17 protein-coding genes and 1 pseudogene are annotated in these 15,824 nt (G+C 45.5%); 12 read left to right on the forward strand and 6 right to left on the reverse strand.

Translation table 11 applies throughout. From position 1 onward, the window contains the following. Window positions 1-183: pseudogene (locus Q0J48_RS01765) on the forward strand (transketolase C-terminal domain-containing protein); the annotation flags it as partial. A 40-nt stretch (window positions 184-223) separates the two neighbouring features. Here Q0J48_RS01765 and Q0J48_RS01770 read toward each other — a convergent pair. Next, complete coding sequence (locus tag Q0J48_RS01770) at window positions 224-1,174, reverse strand: sugar-binding transcriptional regulator (RefSeq protein ID WP_296241036.1); 951 nt, start codon at window positions 1,172-1,174, stop codon at window positions 224-226. Between the two features lie 249 nt (window positions 1,175-1,423). Here Q0J48_RS01770 and Q0J48_RS01775 point away from each other — a divergent pair, with 249 nt between their 5' ends. From Q0J48_RS01775 to Q0J48_RS01805, 7 genes are all read left to right on the forward strand, one after another. Next, window positions 1,424-2,296, forward strand: a complete 873-nt coding sequence (locus tag Q0J48_RS01775) for a class II fructose-bisphosphate aldolase (RefSeq protein WP_296241039.1) — start codon at window positions 1,424-1,426, stop codon at window positions 2,294-2,296. Between the two features lie 18 nt (window positions 2,297-2,314). Beyond that, a complete protein-coding gene (locus Q0J48_RS01780; RefSeq protein ID WP_296241041.1) occupies window positions 2,315-2,836 on the forward strand; it encodes a YjbQ family protein in 522 nt (173 codons plus the stop codon). A gap of 13 nt (window positions 2,837-2,849) precedes the next feature. Beyond that, window positions 2,850-3,536, forward strand: coding sequence for a triose-phosphate isomerase (locus Q0J48_RS01785; protein WP_296241043.1), 687 nt, complete (start codon window positions 2,850-2,852; stop codon window positions 3,534-3,536). Window positions 3,537-3,634: 98 nt separating this feature from the next. Beyond that, the gene (gene ispD / locus Q0J48_RS01790; RefSeq protein WP_296241045.1) at window positions 3,635-4,294 is read left to right on the forward strand and encodes a 2-C-methyl-D-erythritol 4-phosphate cytidylyltransferase; all 660 of its coding nucleotides are present in this window, start codon (window positions 3,635-3,637) and stop codon (window positions 4,292-4,294) included. Window positions 4,295-4,311: 17 nt separating this feature from the next. Continuing rightward, on the forward strand, window positions 4,312-4,785 hold the full coding sequence (locus Q0J48_RS01795; protein WP_296241047.1) for a hypothetical protein: 474 nt from the start codon (window positions 4,312-4,314) through the stop codon (window positions 4,783-4,785). A gap of 2 nt (window positions 4,786-4,787) precedes the next feature. Beyond that, the gene (locus Q0J48_RS01800) at window positions 4,788-7,106 is read left to right on the forward strand and encodes an HAD-IC family P-type ATPase (RefSeq protein WP_296241049.1); all 2,319 of its coding nucleotides are present in this window, start codon (window positions 4,788-4,790) and stop codon (window positions 7,104-7,106) included. Between the two features lie 40 nt (window positions 7,107-7,146). Continuing rightward, complete coding sequence (locus Q0J48_RS01805; RefSeq protein ID WP_296241051.1) at window positions 7,147-7,467, forward strand: hypothetical protein; 321 nt, start codon at window positions 7,147-7,149, stop codon at window positions 7,465-7,467. A 27-nt stretch (window positions 7,468-7,494) separates the two neighbouring features. Here Q0J48_RS01805 and Q0J48_RS01810 read toward each other — a convergent pair whose 3' ends face one another. From Q0J48_RS01810 to Q0J48_RS01820, 3 genes are read right to left on the reverse strand one after another with little or no spacing between them, the layout of a single operon-like run. After that, window positions 7,495-8,019 carry a flavin reductase family protein gene (locus Q0J48_RS01810; RefSeq protein WP_296241055.1) on the reverse strand — a complete coding sequence of 175 codons (525 nt, stop codon included), beginning with the start codon at window positions 8,017-8,019 and terminating at the stop codon, window positions 7,495-7,497. 2 nt (window positions 8,020-8,021) lie between these two features. Then, the gene (locus Q0J48_RS01815) at window positions 8,022-8,507 is read right to left on the reverse strand and encodes a peptidylprolyl isomerase (RefSeq protein WP_296241057.1); all 486 of its coding nucleotides are present in this window, start codon (window positions 8,505-8,507) and stop codon (window positions 8,022-8,024) included. Between the two features lie 3 nt (window positions 8,508-8,510). Next, window positions 8,511-9,368 (reverse strand): DegV family protein, encoded by an 858-nt coding sequence (locus Q0J48_RS01820; protein ID WP_296241060.1) that lies wholly within the window; start codon window positions 9,366-9,368, stop codon window positions 8,511-8,513. A 77-nt stretch (window positions 9,369-9,445) separates the two neighbouring features. On the opposite strand from Q0J48_RS01820, the gene Q0J48_RS01825 reads away from it, so the two are divergent. From Q0J48_RS01825 to Q0J48_RS01840, 4 genes are read left to right on the forward strand one after another with little or no spacing between them, the layout of a single operon-like run. Next, a complete protein-coding gene (locus Q0J48_RS01825; RefSeq protein WP_296241061.1) occupies window positions 9,446-10,177 on the forward strand; it encodes an LD-carboxypeptidase in 732 nt (243 codons plus the stop codon). Between the two features lie 10 nt (window positions 10,178-10,187). Further along, window positions 10,188-10,997, forward strand: a complete 810-nt coding sequence (locus tag Q0J48_RS01830; protein WP_296241063.1) for a hypothetical protein — start codon at window positions 10,188-10,190, stop codon at window positions 10,995-10,997. After that, entirely contained in the window at window positions 10,957-12,936 is a 1,980-nt protein-coding gene (locus Q0J48_RS01835; protein WP_296241064.1) for an ATP-dependent DNA helicase RecG, read from the forward strand. The genes Q0J48_RS01830 and Q0J48_RS01835 overlap by 41 nt, the downstream gene beginning before the upstream one ends. Before the next feature lie 9 nt (window positions 12,937-12,945). Then, window positions 12,946-13,764, forward strand: coding sequence for a hypothetical protein (locus tag Q0J48_RS01840; protein ID WP_296241066.1), 819 nt, complete (start codon window positions 12,946-12,948; stop codon window positions 13,762-13,764). Window positions 13,765-13,778: 14 nt separating this feature from the next. Here the strand turns inward: Q0J48_RS01840 and Q0J48_RS01845 are convergent, their stop codons facing one another. Together Q0J48_RS01845 and coaBC are read right to left on the reverse strand one after the other, a co-directional pair. After that, window positions 13,779-14,555, reverse strand: a complete 777-nt coding sequence (locus Q0J48_RS01845; RefSeq protein ID WP_296241067.1) for a type III pantothenate kinase — start codon at window positions 14,553-14,555, stop codon at window positions 13,779-13,781. A gap of 1 nt (window position 14,556) precedes the next feature. Continuing rightward, the gene (coaBC, locus tag Q0J48_RS01850; protein WP_296241070.1) at window positions 14,557-15,750 is read right to left on the reverse strand and encodes a bifunctional phosphopantothenoylcysteine decarboxylase/phosphopantothenate--cysteine ligase CoaBC; all 1,194 of its coding nucleotides are present in this window, start codon (window positions 15,748-15,750) and stop codon (window positions 14,557-14,559) included. Window positions 15,751-15,824 lie beyond the last annotated feature (74 nt).

The following is a 15,824-nucleotide window of genomic DNA, read 5'->3' on the forward strand; positions in this document are numbered from 1 at the left end:
GTGATCGGCGGTTTAGGATCAGCTGTCGCAGAAGTGCTGGCCAAAGAAGGAGCCGGATGCCGGCTGATGATGATCGGGCTGAACGATGAATTCGGACAGAGCGGAAAACCGAAAGATCTGCTGGCCCACTATGGACTGGATGCTTCCAGCATCGCGAAAAAGATCACTGATTTCGTTCAGTAGTCAAGCATACTAAAAGGGGAGTTTTCGTATTCCCCTTTTTTTAGAATCTTTCTAGAAGATCCAATGCCGTTTCTTCGTCTGTGAAAAAGGCGTCGACCAGTCCGGCCGATAACACGGCATGAATGATCTGTGATTTTTCTTTGCCCCATGCCAGAGAAATGATCTGGCGGGCGTGTTTTTTCACTTCGAAGATATCTGCACGGATCGTATGTTGTGTCCATTCTGTTTCTACCGGATCTCCTTGTGAATTCAAGAACCGCAGCAAGATGTCGCCGGCCGCTTCTTGTTTTTGCAGTATGCCGATCTCTTCTTGCGAAAGAATGTTATAGCGGGTCAAGAAAGAGGCTGACAAAGAACCGATGCCCGCAACCGCAATATCACAGTGATTGGCTTGGTCCAAGATCGTATGGACGGATTCGCTTGCGGTTAATGTCTCGTATTCCTCTTGCGAGGAACAGAAAGCGGGCGCATGTAATGTTTGTACCTCGCCCTCTATTTTTTTGGCAAGCTCAATGGCACTGTAGTTGGGCAAGGTTTCAAATGTTGCCCCAAAGCTTCCGGCCATAGGAACAACTCTGATATTCTTTGTGTTCAAGGGAACCAGTTCCTGGATGAACTGACTGACGGCATTGCCCCAGCCGATCCCGATCGTATCGCCATTTTGAATTTGGGATACGAAATAATTGGCAGCGGATAACGCGACATAATTATGGTTTTCGTCCGGTGCTTTCACGACCCGAATCAATGGAAGGGGATACTTTTCTTTTAATTTTTCTTCCAGGGAAGGGATCCCGGAAATCGGTGTATCGATGGTGATCTTCACAAATCCCATCTCTTGGGCTTTGTTTAAAAGTTTAGAGACCCAAGGTCTGGAGATATGCAGACGATCGGCAATTTCTTGCTGTGAAAAATGGCTGTTGTAGTAAAGCTGGGCGGTCAATATGATCTTATCCAACATAGGGTCGGATGCTTTTGATTTGAATTTTGTCATAGCTCCTCCAAGTAGGCACAAATGTTACTCGATGTTTAAGTGGATTATAGATGATTTCTCAGTTTAAATCAATAAAAATCTTCGATTTAGGCACAAATGTTCTTAAAATCCCAATAAAAATTCGAAAACTCTCTCTATATAAGCAATGTAATACCAGTTTTACAAAAATTCATTGACTATCAAATGTTAACTGAATATAATTTAGATAACAAATGTGATTTTATCATTTAAAATCAAAAGGAGAACAAAATGCTAGTTACATTAAAGGAATTACTGGATCAGGCAAAAGCCGAAAAGAAAGCAGTGGGTGCTTTTAACGGGACAACTTTGGAAGCCATCCGCGGCATCATTCAGGCAGCCGAAGAACTGAACTGCCCTGTGATCTTACAACATGCCCAAAGTCATGATGATATTATCGATCTAGAAGAGATCGGTCCGATCATGAAGTATTATGCCGAAAGAGCGAGTGTACCGGTCGCTCTTCATCTGGATCACGGAAGTTCTTTTGAGCGTTGTGTACAAGCCATTCGCCTTGGTTTTACTTCGGTCATGTATGATGCTTCCGCAAAAAGCTTTGAAGAAAATGTGGAAGAAACAGCCGAGATCGTTAAGATCGCTCACGCATGCAACGTCAGTGTAGAAGCCGAATTAGGTCATATCTTTACATCCGAGATCGTCCATGGAGAAGGCGGCAATGCCGACAGTAAAGATGACTATGAAGATCTGGATGATATTTATACGGATCCGCAAGTCGCCAAAGAATTTGTGGAAAAGACAGGAGTCGATTGTTTGGCTGTTGCGTTTGGAACGACCCACGGAGTGTATTTGACAGAACCTAAATTGGATCTGCCGCGCGTTAAACGAATTTTAGAGGCAACCAATGTTCCGTTGGTAATGCATGGAGGATCCGGGGTTTCGGATGAAGACTATGCGGTAGCCATTGAAAACGGAATTTGTAAAGTCAACTATTATACTTATATGAACCAGGCCGGCGGGAAAGCTTCCAAGGAATATTGGGAAAACGATACCAATAATTTCTACGACTCAATGTCCCTGGCCGCTACGGAAGCCATCAAAGAAGATGTAAAAAGAGCCATTCGCGTTTTTCAGAAAATTAAATAATAGGAGGAAATGAAAATTATGGCAGTGTATAAGGAAACGATCAAAGTTCAGTCGCATGGAAAGACCCCAACCTATGTCGATGTCACCAAAGATGTGCGCCGTGTGATCGAAGAAAGCGGGATCCAAAATGGAATCTGCGTAGTCATTTCACCGCATACGACATGTTCTGTGTTCTTTGAGGAATATAGTCATGATGTGAATGAGAATGGCGATGAATTCTTACAAGTCGATCTCAACAATGTTTTAGCGAAGATCATTCCGGATCATAATACAAAAGATCAATATACCTATCCAGGAGAAGAACACTATAAAGCGGTAGAAAGCTGGCCAGATGCCGAAGCCTATCTTCCAGGCGGTGACCGTACGGCTTTGTTCAATGGGGATGCCCACTTAAAGGCTACTTTGATTGGATCGAGCGCTACCTTCGAAGTGGATGAAGGAAAACTTGGTGTAGGAACGACCGGATATGTTTACTTTGCGGATTTTGACCGCACGCGTCCACGTACTCGTAAATGTAAGATCATCGTGATCGGGGAATAGGAGGAATTCAAATATGGTAAAAGCACAATCTCCCTTTTTGATCGTCAATCCTAAATCATATCTCTATGGCAAAAAAAGCCTGGAATTGGCCAAAGCAGCCGATCAGGTTGCCAAGGATACCGGTCTTCAAATCTATTTCACCTGTCCTTATGCCGACATTCGCATGATCGCAGAAAACACTGAACATGTGATCGTCTGCGCCCAGTCTATGGATCCTCTGGTGCCAGGAAGAGGAATGGGACACGTATTAGGAGAATCTTTGAAAGAAGCTGGAGCTCAGGCTCTGTTCTTGAATCATGCGGAAAACCCGAAAACATTGAGCGATCTGTATGCGACGATCAAACGCGCCAAAGAATTGGAAATGATCACGGTTGTCTGTGCGGACTCGACCGTGGAAGCCAAAGCCGTTGCCTGTATGGGACCGGATATCGTCCTGGCCGAGCCTACCGATCTGATCGGGACCGGACAAGTTGCGGATGATTCATACACAGTGGAGACAGTGAAAGCACTTCATGAGATCGATCCAAATGTATTGGTCATGATTGCTTCGGGTGTCAGCACCGCAGAAGATTGTTATAATGTGATCAAATTAGGAGCCGATGGAACGGGTGCTACTTCCGGGATCTTGAATGCTCCTGACCCAGCCGTTCGTGTTCGCGAAATGGCAGAAGCAATCGTAAAAGCGAACCAAGAAAAATAATTCGAGGAACTGGCCCAGGCCGGTTCTTTTTCTATGTGGAACATCTAAGAAAAAAATCGTATAATATATATCAAAGAAAAAGAATAGGTGTGACTTACATGGAATACAGTGTATGTTTGTTGGCGGCAGGACAAGGGTCCCGCACCAATCTACATTTTAATAAAGTACATTATATCTTATCGGATCCTCATGATCCGGAATGGCAGACCATTTTAGGAAGCAGTCTGCATGTGTTTTTAGAAGACCGAGAATGCAAGCAGATCATTATCACATGCCTGGAAAAAGAACTGGAATTTGTCAAGGCTCTTTATCAGGAAGATGATCGAGTGGAAGTCATCGTAGGCGGACAAACGCGTCAGGAAAGCGTGGCTCATGGGTTGCGGCAAGTTCGTTATCCTTATGTTTTTATTCATGATGCTGCCCGCCCCTATTTAAAAAGACTGCAGATCGAGGATCTTAAAAAAACATTAAGAACAGAAAAAGCTTGTCTTTTGATGGTTCCCAGTACCGATACCGTCAAGATCGTCCGCAATGGCTATGTAGAATCGACGCCGGACCGGTCGTTGACATTCAATGCCCAGACACCACAGTGTTTTGAAACAAAACTGATCCAGGAATGTCATAAAAAAGCGGCGCAGGAAGGTCGCATCGGAACCGATGATGCGCAGCTGGTAGAATGGTATTCGGATGTCCCGGTCAAAGTGGTCATCGGGGACAGTTCCAATATCAAGATCACATTGCCGAAAGATCTGACATAGAGAGCGTAGGGATGGATATGGAGTATTCAGCACTGATTTTTGACGATTGTATGGATGCCGAGGATTCCTATGAACATTTGGAAACCACGGTGGATCTTTTTGTGCGCGATCCGCGATGCCGGCAGATCGTTGTGAGCTGTTCAGCTGAATGGCTGCTTCAGCTGGCCCAAAAGCCGCGGCCAAAAATGATGCTGGTGCAGATGTCTTCGACTCCTTATGTCGCCTTATTGAATGGCTTAAAAGCTGTTTCGCAAGAGAATGTCGTGGTTGCGGGATTAGGACGCATGATCGAATCTTGTCAATTGGATCTGGTCTTAGATTCTCTGGCAACTTATCCGGCAATCTATCACGATAAAGATCTGCAAGCCTTTGATACGCGTTTGTTGATGTTTTCTTTACAGCTGGCCATTGAGACCAATGTGCAGATCGATTCTTATGCATCGGCCATAGAAAAACTGTCCAATACCCCTTTGATGAAAATTGAGAACTAAACATGAATTTTGAAGTGAAAAGCTGGACGGATCCGCAAAGAGGTCTAAACGCTGAACAAGTCCGGCTGGCGAAAAAAAATCAAATGGAAGAAGAAACTGGAAAATCGTACCGCAAGATCTTTCAATCTAATTTATTGACGCTGTTCAATGCGATCAATGTTTTCCTGGCTTTTTTAGTCTTATTGACCGGCTCCTTACGGAATATGTTGTTTATGGGAGTCGTTTTTTTCAATGCTTTGATCGGGATCGTACAGGAGATCCGCTCAAAGCGAAAACTGGATGCCCTGGCTTTATTGAATCAGCCTCGGGTGTCGATCATCCGAGAAGGCAAAGAAGCCATCTATCCCGTGGATCAAATCGTGGAAAACGACATCTTGATCTTGCGCACAGGCGATCAAGTACCGGTCGACGGGATCGTGATCGATGGGGTTGCCGAATGCAACGAATCCATGTTGACAGGAGAAAGTGATGCCATTTTTAAACAAAATGGCGACTGCGTCTATTCCGGCAGTTATCTTGAAGCGGGAAAGATCCGTATGCAGGCCGTTTTGGTGGGGGACCAGACGTATGCGCATTCGATCTTGCGCCATGCCAAGCGCGAAAAGAAATATCCTTCCATGCTTAGAGATGCCTTGGATACGATCATTCGTCTGATCACTTTTTTATTGGTGCCGGCGGGATTGTTGTTATTTGGAAAATCGTATTTTATTTCGCAGGCAAGCTGGAACGCTTCCATTTTGAGCATGGTGGCCGGTGTTGTCGGAATGATCCCGGAAGGACTGGTGATCTTGACCAGCATCGCCTTGGCGATTGGCGCTTTGCGTTTGGCCAATCGGAAAGTCTTGGTGCAGGAACTTTATTGTATCGAGACGCTGGCACGGGTGGATACTTTGTGTCTGGACAAAACGGGAACGATCACGGAAGGAAGAATGAAAGTATCGGGCATTGAAGTGCTCAATGACTATACAGAAGCGCAAGTCAAAGAAATCTTATCCAAACTGTTCAGTGTCTTAGATGATCAAAATGCCACGGCCATGGCGATTCGAGAATATTGTCCGAGCCAAGCGACGGCTTATCAAAAAAAGATCCCTTTTTCCAGCGCCCGTAAAGGCAGTGGCGTGATCTTTGAGAACGATGCTTATGCGATTGGAGCGTATCCTTTCTTGGTCTCTCATCCCGATCCTTCGATCTTAAAAAAGATCGAAGAGTACGCCAGAGAAGGAGTCCGTGTATTGGCTCTCTGTTTGGCACAAGAAGATCTAAATACACACTTTAAAGGAAACCATATTCCAGTGGCCTTAGTTTTGATCCAGGATGTGCTGCGGCCGGACATCCAAAATATTTTGAATTATTTTGCCCGACAAGATGTTACGATCAAGATCATTTCCGGGGATGATGTTCATACGGTGCAGGCCATTGCCCAAAAAGCCGGTGTTCAAGGCACAGGAATCGATATGGATACCGTAGAAGATGTAGAAAAAGTTGTCGATTCGCATGCCATCTTTGGACGAGTGACGCCGGAACAAAAGCGCGATATGATCAAAGCCTTGAAAAAACAAGGCCACGTTGTCGCTATGACCGGTGATGGGGTCAATGATGTTATGGCTTTGAAAGAAGCGGATTGTTCGATTGCTATGGGATCGGGCAGCGAGGCTACCAAGAATATCGCCTCTTTGGTCTTGTTGGAGAATCAGTTTTCGGCCATGCCTTCCATCTTGGATCAGGGACGATGTGTGATCAACAACATCCAAAGGACCGCATCGTTATTTTTGGTGAAGACCTTGATGTCTTTAGGCTGTGCTTTACTGACCTTGTTTCTTCTGGAGAGCTATCCATTTATTCCCATTCAGCTGACTTTGATTTCTTCGCTGGCGACCGGGCTGCCCAGTTTTATCTTGACGCTGGAACCGAATACCGAACGGGTGAAAGGAAATTTTCTTCGTACGGTTTTATCACGGGCCTTGCCGGGGGCTATGTGTATCTTATTGGGAATCGTAAGTGTCTATTGTTTTGATCATTTTGGCCATCAAAATCTCGATCATGAACAGTTTTCAACGATGTGTACTTTATTGGCCGGCTGTAATTCATTATGTGTTTTGTTGTCGGTATGCAAACCGATGACACGGATCCGGTTTGTCTTGGTGACGTTGATGATCACGGCTTTCTGCATCGGCTGTATCGTTCCGTTTTTCCAGGATTGGTTTTGTATCGCGCTGGATCGATTGAATATGACGCAGATCCTCTATGTGATGATCCACATTCCTTTGATCTTCTGGTTTGTGTGGTTTGTGACAAAAAAAGTAGAAAAATATCAACAATGATGCATTTTCGCCGTATCTATTAGTAGAAAGAAGGCGAAATATGCAAAATGAAAAGAATATGAAACTATGCGAAAGGATTCTCCAACAGGTCCAGGAGCTGGCTCGAGAGTGTAATGAAAGCGCAGACTTTGTGTTTGCTCTGTTTTGGCTGGGCAATAAAGCTTTAGTACCTGTGTTTCGATACGATCTAAGGGAAGAGGATATCCTTGCGATCCTGATTTCTATCATCATTCAGGAGCAGAAACGCAAAGATATGGTGATTGACTGGCACAAGGTCTTTATGACGATGGTCTCGTATATGGATTCTTCGCAGCACGATTCGTTTTTAGGAAAATTTGATGATTTAGATCAGTGGAATTAAAAAGGGCTATCCGAAACTGGATAGCCTTTAGTCTACGATCTGATATGCTTTGACGATCTTGGCGATATACATGGTATGCACATCATGTTGATCCTTCGCTTGCGCTGGATAATAACGTTTTTGGATGGCTTCTGGAAGCCGGTCAAATTCTTGATCTTGCGAATAGAGAACTTGACATTCTAAAGTCAAGGGGAGTTCTTTGATCGCCGGGGCATGGATTTGTTCCGGCTCTACCAAGGTCAAATGCAGATCTTGGATCTTGTCGGTATCTTTGCCCGAACGAGTTCCGCAATAGCTTAGGATCTGCGGATCGGTATTTTTGTCAGGAACGCTGATCGTAAATTCTCCGGTCGCATCCAACATTGTTTTTGTATGACGGCTTTGACGGACAAAAGCGATGAAGACGGGTTCTCCCCATTCGATCCCGATCGTTCCCCAGCCGATGGTCATTGTATTGACTTTTCCTTGTGCCTTTGTGGTCAAAAGCGCACCCGCTGCCAAACAAGAGAGGACTTGATGGGATTCTTGGAGAATATCGATTTCTTTTTTCATCCTTATTCCTCGATAGTGATCGAACGCATTTTTTGTTCGGTCAACGGACGGTCCTGAAAATTCGTTCTGGTCATGGCGATTTCATCGACCACATCCATGCCGTCAGTCACTTTTCCAAAGGCCGCATACTGACCATCTAAATGCGGGGCATTCTGATGCATGATGAAAAACTGCGAGCTTGCTGAATTAGGATCCATGGCGCGAGCCATAGAAAGAACGCCGCGTTCGTGCTTGAGATCGTTTTGGAATCCATTGGCGGCGAATTCACCAGGGATTGTTTCTTTGCTTCCGCCCATACCGTTTCCTAACGGATCACCGCCCTGGATCATAAAGCCGGGGATCACACGGTGAAAGATCAAACCGTCATAAAAATGATCGTTGACCAAAGCGACAAAGTTTTCTACTGTTTTAGGGGCAATGGAGGGATAGAGTTCGGCATGGATCTCTTTTCCATTTTCCATTGTGATACAAATCTTGATTGTTTCCATTTTTTAAACCTCCTCGATAAATTGGATACAAGTGCAGCCCATTCCTGTATGGACCGCAATCACACTGCTGATCACATCGTATGTGATGTTTTCTTTTGGCATACCGGCCTGGATCAAGGCTTTTTCCATTTGTTGAAGACCCGAAGGATATTCGGTATCGATCAGAAAGACTTTGGTTGTTTTCAGATCTTTCATCTGCGCAATCACTTGTTCCATAGCAAAATGATAAGCTTTTGTTTCTGTACGGACCTTGGAAAAAACATCGATCTTTCCTTGCGTGGACTGGTTGATCTGCAAGATCGGGAAAATCTTGAGAAGCGAAGCCATACGGGCTGCCACCGGTGTCAGACGGCCGCCGCGTTTGAGATGATCCAGATCTTTGACCAAGATCACAGAATTTGCGTGCTGGATCTTAGGTTGCAAGATCTGAACGATTTCTTCTGCGCTTTTTTTCGCATCGACTAATTCTTTTGCCTTTAGGCAGACATATTTTTGGATCTGGCAGGTGCTGTAACAGTCAAGCAAGACAAAGTGAAGACCCAGTTCTTGTGCAATCGCTTCCATGGTGGAAGCGGTCGTGGATAGCCCGGTGGTTAGCGGGACGCCCAGAATCGTATCATAGTCTTGGTTTTTCAATTGAAGAAAGCATTCTTCGATGCGGGCATAGACAGGCATGCTGGTCTTGGGCATTTCTTTGTTCTTTAACCTTTGATAGATCTCTTGGGTCGAGATCTCTTCAATATCCTGATAGGATTTGTCTTCGAATGTGATCTGCAAAGGCAATACGTGGATCCCTTTTTCTGCGGCCTCCTGAAAAGACATATTGGATCCGGTGTCAGTAACGACGGCGATTTTTTCCATGATGTTCCCTTCTTTGTTTTCTTTCTTGAAGATGGTAATATTATAACATCATCAAAATCCGTGTAAAGGAGGAAGCCATGGGGAAAACAGTGGGCTTGTGCCGTCTTTCAAATCCAGTAAAAAGAAAAGACCTGGAAGGCGTGATCCAATTTTTTCAAGATTGGCAGATTCAGGTTCTGGTCAGTCCTGTATTGGAACAAGATGTGGATGGAAAGACAAGGGCTTCTATTTTGAATGATTGGTTTTCGCAAGATGTGGATGCCGTTTTTGATGTTTCCGGCGGCGATCTATCTATCGAGACCTTACCGTATATTGATTTGGACCGATATCAAAAAAGCCGTACATTATTTTTTGGCTACAGTGATTTGACGCCAATCTTAAATGTGTTGGGGCGGGTTCGAAAAACGATCCTTTTTCAGATTCGTCATCAAACCCGCATGGAACAATGTCTGGCACTTTTGGAACAGGGCTCTCAAGACTTGTTTTGGGATACAAAGCCATATGTCGGAGGAAATATACGCTGCTTTCTCAAATTGGCCGGGACGCCTTATTTTCCGGATCTGGCGGGTAAAGATGTCTTTTTAGAAAGCTATTCGGGCGATCTTTACCGGATTCGATCGATGATCCGGCAGTTTGAGTGGATGCCTGGATTTTCCCGGATCCAATCGCTGACCTTCGGGGAATTTACGATGTTGAAAGAAGATCGAAAATGGTTAGAAGACTGGGGAAGCCACCAGGAATTTCCGGTCGCTTTTACCGAAGAAGTGGGGCATGACCGGTTTTCCAAAGCATTATGGATAAAGGGGTAAAAGAATGAGGATGTCAAAAATCAAACTTTCGTATAGTTTTAAAGAATTGTCCAAGCCGATGGGCTGGGCGATCTTACTGAGTTTTCTGTACAATATCGCTTATATTTATGGGAGCGCTTATCTGGGAGCAAGTTTGGCTCTCTACTTTTTGATCGTTTTATTGAGCCTGATTTCGGCCGTAGGGCTGTACTGGATCTGTCTGCAAGCCTGGCAAGATCATCCGAAACTGGATAAAGATGCTTTATTGCCGATCGTTGTCTATCAGGGAATCTTGATCACCTTGACCATGGGTGTTCTTTCTCCTTTGCATACAGTGGTTGCCAATTTGGACCTTTGGTATTTGACGCTTCCTTATCAAATCGTTTGTGCGCTGTTGATCGTACTGGCCCATCCTTTGGAACTGTGTATGTTTACCAGTTTGGCCCAAGGAAAGACGTCATTCCGTCAGATCAAGACGGATATGAAAGCCAAACTGAAGAACTCTTTCAAACCAATCTGGAATCGCTACGCCTTGCTTTTGCTGATGGTGATCTTTTTAGACAGTTTGGTAGGAGCTCCCTTATCCATGGCGAGCGGATTGGATGCGTTTGCGATCTTATCCGGCCTTGTATTCTATGCCAATCCGATGTTCTCCTGGATGTTTGCACTGACCATGGCAGCCGGCTTTGGGATGACTTCGAGCATCATTGCGTATTTGATCTTGTTGTTTGGCATTGGAATGGTATATCTGATCGTCGAATGTAACTATTTGTTTATGATAAAGAAAAATTGGATCACAGATGGAATTAAAAAAGCTAAAGCTCACAAAAAGAAGAAGTGAGTTATTGAAAAAATACGATGTAAGAACGGTAGAAGATGTCTTGCGAATCTATCCTTTGCGGTATGAAACGATCCAGGCCATCCCTTTTTCGTCGTGGAAAGAAGGCGATTCGGTCTGCTTTGAAGGACTGATCAGTTCGCCTGTTCAGATCATCCGCTTACAGGGCAGACGATCCATGACACGGTTTAGCGTCATCAGCTGGGATCAGGAGATCCAGATTACGTTGTTTAACCGTCCGTGGAAAGAGATGTTTCGCTTCGGCAAGACCATTACGTGTTTTGGGACCTACCAGGGCAAAAACAAAGTCACGGTATCGCAATATAATTTTCGGCCCTTGTCTCAACAAGAAGGGATTCGACCGATCTATCCGCTTCGGGAGGGCATGAAACAGTCGGATATGACTTCGATCATGCAGATGGCTTTATCGCTGGCTGATCAAGTCAAGAGTTTGGTTCCCCAGCGATACTTGGAAAAATATCGGTTGATGGATCTGGGGACGTGTTTCAGAGCGATTCACCAGCCGCAAAAGGATGCGGATCTCAAGGCAGCGATCCGTACGCTGAAATATGAAGAATTTTTGCGCTTTCAATGCGTCATGCAGGCGCTTTCGCATGAACAAAGAGGGGATATCAAATCTCCAAAACAATTTGACCGCAATCAGATCACTTCTTTTATTCAGCAGTTTCCTTATGCCCTGACCCCCGATCAAGAAAAAGCGATCGATGAAGTCTTGGAAGAAATGGCCAGTTCCCGCATCTTATTTCGCCTGGTGCAAGGGGATGTGGGCTGCGGCAAGACCTTGGTGGCCAGTGTGGCTCTCTATGCTTGTCTTTTAGCAGGGGAGCAGGCTTGTTTTTTGGCTCCGACAGAGATCCTGGCTTGTCAGCATTTTAAAACGCTAAAAGCCCAAGGACTGCCGGTTTCTTTATATGTAGCCAGTCTTCCGGTTCGTCAAAAGAAAGAGATCTTGGAAGGGATGCAAAGCGGCAAGATCTCTCTGGTTGTAGGAACGCATGCGCTGTTCCAGGAAGAAGTGATTTTTAAAGATCTCGGACTGGCCGTGATCGATGAGCAGCAGCGTTTTGGGGTTCGCCAGCGTCGTGCTTTGTTGGAGAAAGGTAAAGCGGTCGATGTCTTGATGATGTCGGCGACACCGATTCCGCGAACGGCAGCACATTTCTTGTTTGGGGATCTGAGTGTTTCCAATATCAAGACCATGCCGCCGGGAAGAAAGCCGGTCATCACGCATTATGTGCCTGGAAAGACGATGAAACCAATCTTGCCGGAAATTCTTCAATATACTCAGGAAGGGCATCAAGGCTATGTGGTTTGTCCTTCCATCGAGGACTCACAGGAGATGGATCTGCGCAATGCGATCTCGATCTATGAGGGAATGAAAAAGACGCTGACGCAATTTCGCTTCGGATTGCTTCATGGGCGTTTGAAAGCGGAAGAAAAAGAAGCGGTCATGATGGATTTTGTGCAGCATAAGATCGATATCTTAGTTTCTACGACTGTGGTCGAAGTCGGGGTGGACGTAGCCAATGCGACATGGATGGTCATCTATGATGCTCACCGTTTTGGTTTGAGCACCTTGCATCAGCTGCGCGGCCGCGTCGGACGAAGTGCAGACCAGGGGCATTGTTTCTTATTGAGTGCGACCAAAGATCCCCAAGCCATAGAGCGGCTGAAGATGTTGGAAAAGAATACCGACGGGTTCTCTATCACCGCTTACGATCTGCAGATGCGAGGTCCTGGCGATGTTTTGGGAGTTCGCCAAAGCGGGATCCCCGCCTTCTTGTTTGCGGATCCTGCCAAAGATGTGGCCATGATGACTTGCTGCATTGAGGATGCCAAGGAGATCCTGCAACGACAAGAAGATTCGGCGATCTTAGCGTATGTGTCGCAAGCACTGGAAAACGCATCGTATTTCGATTAGAATAGGCGTATGGAACAAGATAAAATCAAAGATAAAGCACTGTACTTCGCAGGGATCTTATCCATGTGCGTGCTCCTGGTTTCCGTAGCCTATTTTTTCTTTTTGCGGACCATTCAAATCGATCTGCAGAAAAATGTTTCTCTGCATTATACCGGAGAAAATGGCATGGCATCCTTGGAAGTGGAAATCAAAGGGGAGGATCTCAATCAGCGAGTTCAGGAATTTTTAGATACGGTTATTTTTGAGGTGACCCCCAATACCAATCTTTCTAATGGGGATGTGATCACGATCACAGCGGCCTATGATGAAGATCTGGCACAGCGATACCATTATGAAATCAAAAATGCGACCATGGAAATTACCGTAGAAGGCTTACAAGACCGGTATCCTTCTTTAGCGCAGATGGATCCAGATTATTTGAAGGAAATCTTAGAAGCTTCCGAAACGTATGTACGCGATCATGAGAAGGATATTTTTGTTTTGAATCATGAGACCATCAAAGATGAACATTGGGAACTGACGAATCTGCAGCCTTGTTATGGGGCGTTCTTAAAGTCCAAAAGTACAGCGGCCAGTGATCGTGTCATTCAGATCTATCAGCTGGATTTTGAACAAAGTGATCAGATCTTTACTTTGTATTATCTGGTTTGTGTTCCGGAGATCAATGACGGCAGGAAGATCCAGTCACAAGATATCTTTGGGGAACGGGCTTACTTAAGCGATGCGGAAATTGAAGCGGGCAGTTTTTCAAGCTATGTAGAGCGTGTTTTTGGTCAACAGTATCAAGTCGAGCCCATCGATCTGACAACCCTTTTTGAATCCGAATAAAAGGAGACAGCGAACTATTCAGCTGTCTCCTTGTTTTTATCATAGATGACTTTTAATCCTTTGAAGATCAAATTCGGATCATAAACATCGATCTGCGGAATATGCGAACAAACGACGCGTCCTAGACCGCCGGTCGCAATGACTTTAAAATCATTGCCCAGTTCTTTTCGATATTGGCGAATGGTATATTCGACACCGCCCAGATACTGGTAGAAGATCCCGCCCTGCATCTCGGTCTTCGTGTTTTTGGAAAGGATGGTGTGTGGACGTTTGATCTCGATTTCGGGCAACTGGGCCGTTTGGGTCCATAGGGCATTGGCCCCGGTTTCGATCCCGACACTGATCGAGCCGGCTTTGAAACAGCCGTTTTCGTCTACGTAGTCATATGTCGTTGCGGTTCCAAAATCGATGATCAAGACAGGACCGCCATATTCAAAGAAAGCACCGGCACAGTCGGCGATTCGGTCCGAACCCACACTTTTCGGGTTTTCCAGCTGAACGCTAATCCCGCTTTTGACACCGGGACCGACAATGATCGGTTCGATCCCTAAAAATTTCTTGATCCCGTTTTGAAAAGAGTGCATGACCTTGGGAACTACACTCGATACGATCACATCCTGAATGTCTTCCTTATAGACTTTGGAGTTATCCAGGAAAGTCTTCAACATAAAGCCGTATTCATCGCTGGTACGGCGAACTTTTGTCGTCAAACGGTAATTTCCGATCAGTTCATCCTGATCAAAGATCCCGATGGTAATATTGGTATTACCGATATCGATCGCTACTAACATCTTATCGTTCCTTTTCTATTTCTTTCATGGTTTTTAAGATCAGAACGCCTAAATCTTCTTTGGCGGTCTTAGGCAAATGTTCTATATGATCCTGGGTCATCATGGTTACGACATTGGTGTCGGTCTGAAAACCAGCACCCGGTGTCTTGAGATTGTTGGCAATCAAAAGATCGCAGTTTTTCTTGATCATCTTTTCGCGGGCATTCTGATCGAGATCCCGGGTTTCCATCGCAAAGCCGCAGACGATCTGTTTCGGGGTTTTGTGCTGACCGATCCAAGCTAAGATATCCGGGTTGCGCACCATTTTCAAGACCAGATCTTCTCCCGTCTTTTTGATCTTATCCTGGGCGGCTACGGCAGGCCGGTAATCCGCTACGGCAGCGGCCATGATAATGTAATCTGCCTGAACGGATTCTTCTTTCATGGCGGTAAACATCTCCTGCGCACTGGTGACAAAGATCGGTTTGACACCTTCCGGGATCGGTAAATGAACAGGCCCGCTGACCAAGGTCACCTGGGCTCCCATGCGCTTGGCGGCTTTGGCAATCGCATAGCCTTGTTTGCCGCTGGAATGATTGGTGATATAACGCACAGGATCCAGTGATTCCTGTGTTGGGCCGGCACTGATCAAGACGTGTTTTCCGGCTAGCAGCGATTCATCAAGGAAGTAGTTTTGGATGGTTTCTACGATCGTATCCACCGAAGCCAGTTTTCCTTTTCCTTCTACGTCACAAGCCAAGTGGCCGGTCTCCGGTTCAATGATCTGTATATTGAGATCCTTGGCCTTCTGCAAGTTTTGTTGCGTGACGGGGTTTTCATACATATGCGTATTCATGGCAGGGGCGATCATCTTATCGCAATGACATGCCAAAAATGTGGAAGTCAAAAGATCATCGCTGATGCCGTGAACGACCTTTGCGAGTACATTGGCAGTACAGGGGACCAAGATCACAAGATCGGCCCAGGCCGCTAAATTGATATGGGCAATAGGATCCGGTGCATGGGGGTCAAACAGGTCCACTTCACAACGATTTTTCGATAAAGTCGCAAAAGAAAGCGGAGAAACAAACTGGGCCGCGTGTTCGGTCATCATGACGCGAACTTCCAGATCGCTTTTTCTGAGTTGACTGACGATATCGAGCGCCTTATAGGCGGCAATACCTCCCGTCACACCGATCAAGACGTGTTTTTTCATAGGGTCCTTACCTTTCAACATTCAGATTATAGCACGAAAATCAAGCACGAAAAGTGGTTTTTCTCGAGATTGAC

This window comes from uncultured Faecalicoccus sp. (assembly GCF_944325745.1).
GTDB lineage: Bacteria > Bacillota_I > Bacilli_A > Erysipelotrichales > Erysipelotrichaceae > Faecalicoccus.

Bases quoted from the DNA above. Each gene is read 5' to 3' on its own strand.
- Q0J48_RS01775 (WP_296241039.1), top strand. From the start codon at position 1,424: ATGCTAGTTACATTAAAGGAATTACTGGATCAGGCAAAAGCCGAAAAG.
- Q0J48_RS01820 (WP_296241060.1), bottom strand. From the start codon at position 9,368: ATGGAAAAAATCGCCGTCGTTACTGACACCGGATCCAATATGTCTTTT.
- Q0J48_RS01840 (WP_296241066.1), top strand. From the start codon at position 12,946: ATGGAACAAGATAAAATCAAAGATAAAGCACTGTACTTCGCAGGGATC.
- Q0J48_RS01825 (WP_296241061.1), top strand. From the start codon at position 9,446: ATGGGGAAAACAGTGGGCTTGTGCCGTCTTTCAAATCCAGTAAAAAGA.
- Q0J48_RS01835 (WP_296241064.1), top strand. From the start codon at position 10,957: ATGGAATTAAAAAAGCTAAAGCTCACAAAAAGAAGAAGTGAGTTATTG.
- Q0J48_RS01770 (WP_296241036.1), bottom strand. From the start codon at position 1,174: ATGACAAAATTCAAATCAAAAGCATCCGACCCTATGTTGGATAAGATC.
- Q0J48_RS01800 (WP_296241049.1), top strand. From the start codon at position 4,788: ATGAATTTTGAAGTGAAAAGCTGGACGGATCCGCAAAGAGGTCTAAAC.
- Q0J48_RS01815 (WP_296241057.1), bottom strand. From the start codon at position 8,507: ATGGAAACAATCAAGATTTGTATCACAATGGAAAATGGAAAAGAGATC.
- Q0J48_RS01830 (WP_296241063.1), top strand. From the start codon at position 10,188: ATGTCAAAAATCAAACTTTCGTATAGTTTTAAAGAATTGTCCAAGCCG.
- Q0J48_RS01795 (WP_296241047.1), top strand. From the start codon at position 4,312: ATGGAGTATTCAGCACTGATTTTTGACGATTGTATGGATGCCGAGGAT.
- Q0J48_RS01780 (WP_296241041.1), top strand. From the start codon at position 2,315: ATGGCAGTGTATAAGGAAACGATCAAAGTTCAGTCGCATGGAAAGACC.
- Q0J48_RS01845 (WP_296241067.1), bottom strand. From the start codon at position 14,555: ATGTTAGTAGCGATCGATATCGGTAATACCAATATTACCATCGGGATC.
- Q0J48_RS01805 (WP_296241051.1), top strand. From the start codon at position 7,147: ATGCAAAATGAAAAGAATATGAAACTATGCGAAAGGATTCTCCAACAG.
- ispD (WP_296241045.1), top strand. From the start codon at position 3,635: ATGGAATACAGTGTATGTTTGTTGGCGGCAGGACAAGGGTCCCGCACC.
- Q0J48_RS01810 (WP_296241055.1), bottom strand. From the start codon at position 8,019: ATGAAAAAAGAAATCGATATTCTCCAAGAATCCCATCAAGTCCTCTCT.
- Q0J48_RS01785 (WP_296241043.1), top strand. From the start codon at position 2,850: ATGGTAAAAGCACAATCTCCCTTTTTGATCGTCAATCCTAAATCATAT.
- coaBC (WP_296241070.1), bottom strand. From the start codon at position 15,750: ATGAAAAAACACGTCTTGATCGGTGTGACGGGAGGTATTGCCGCCTAT.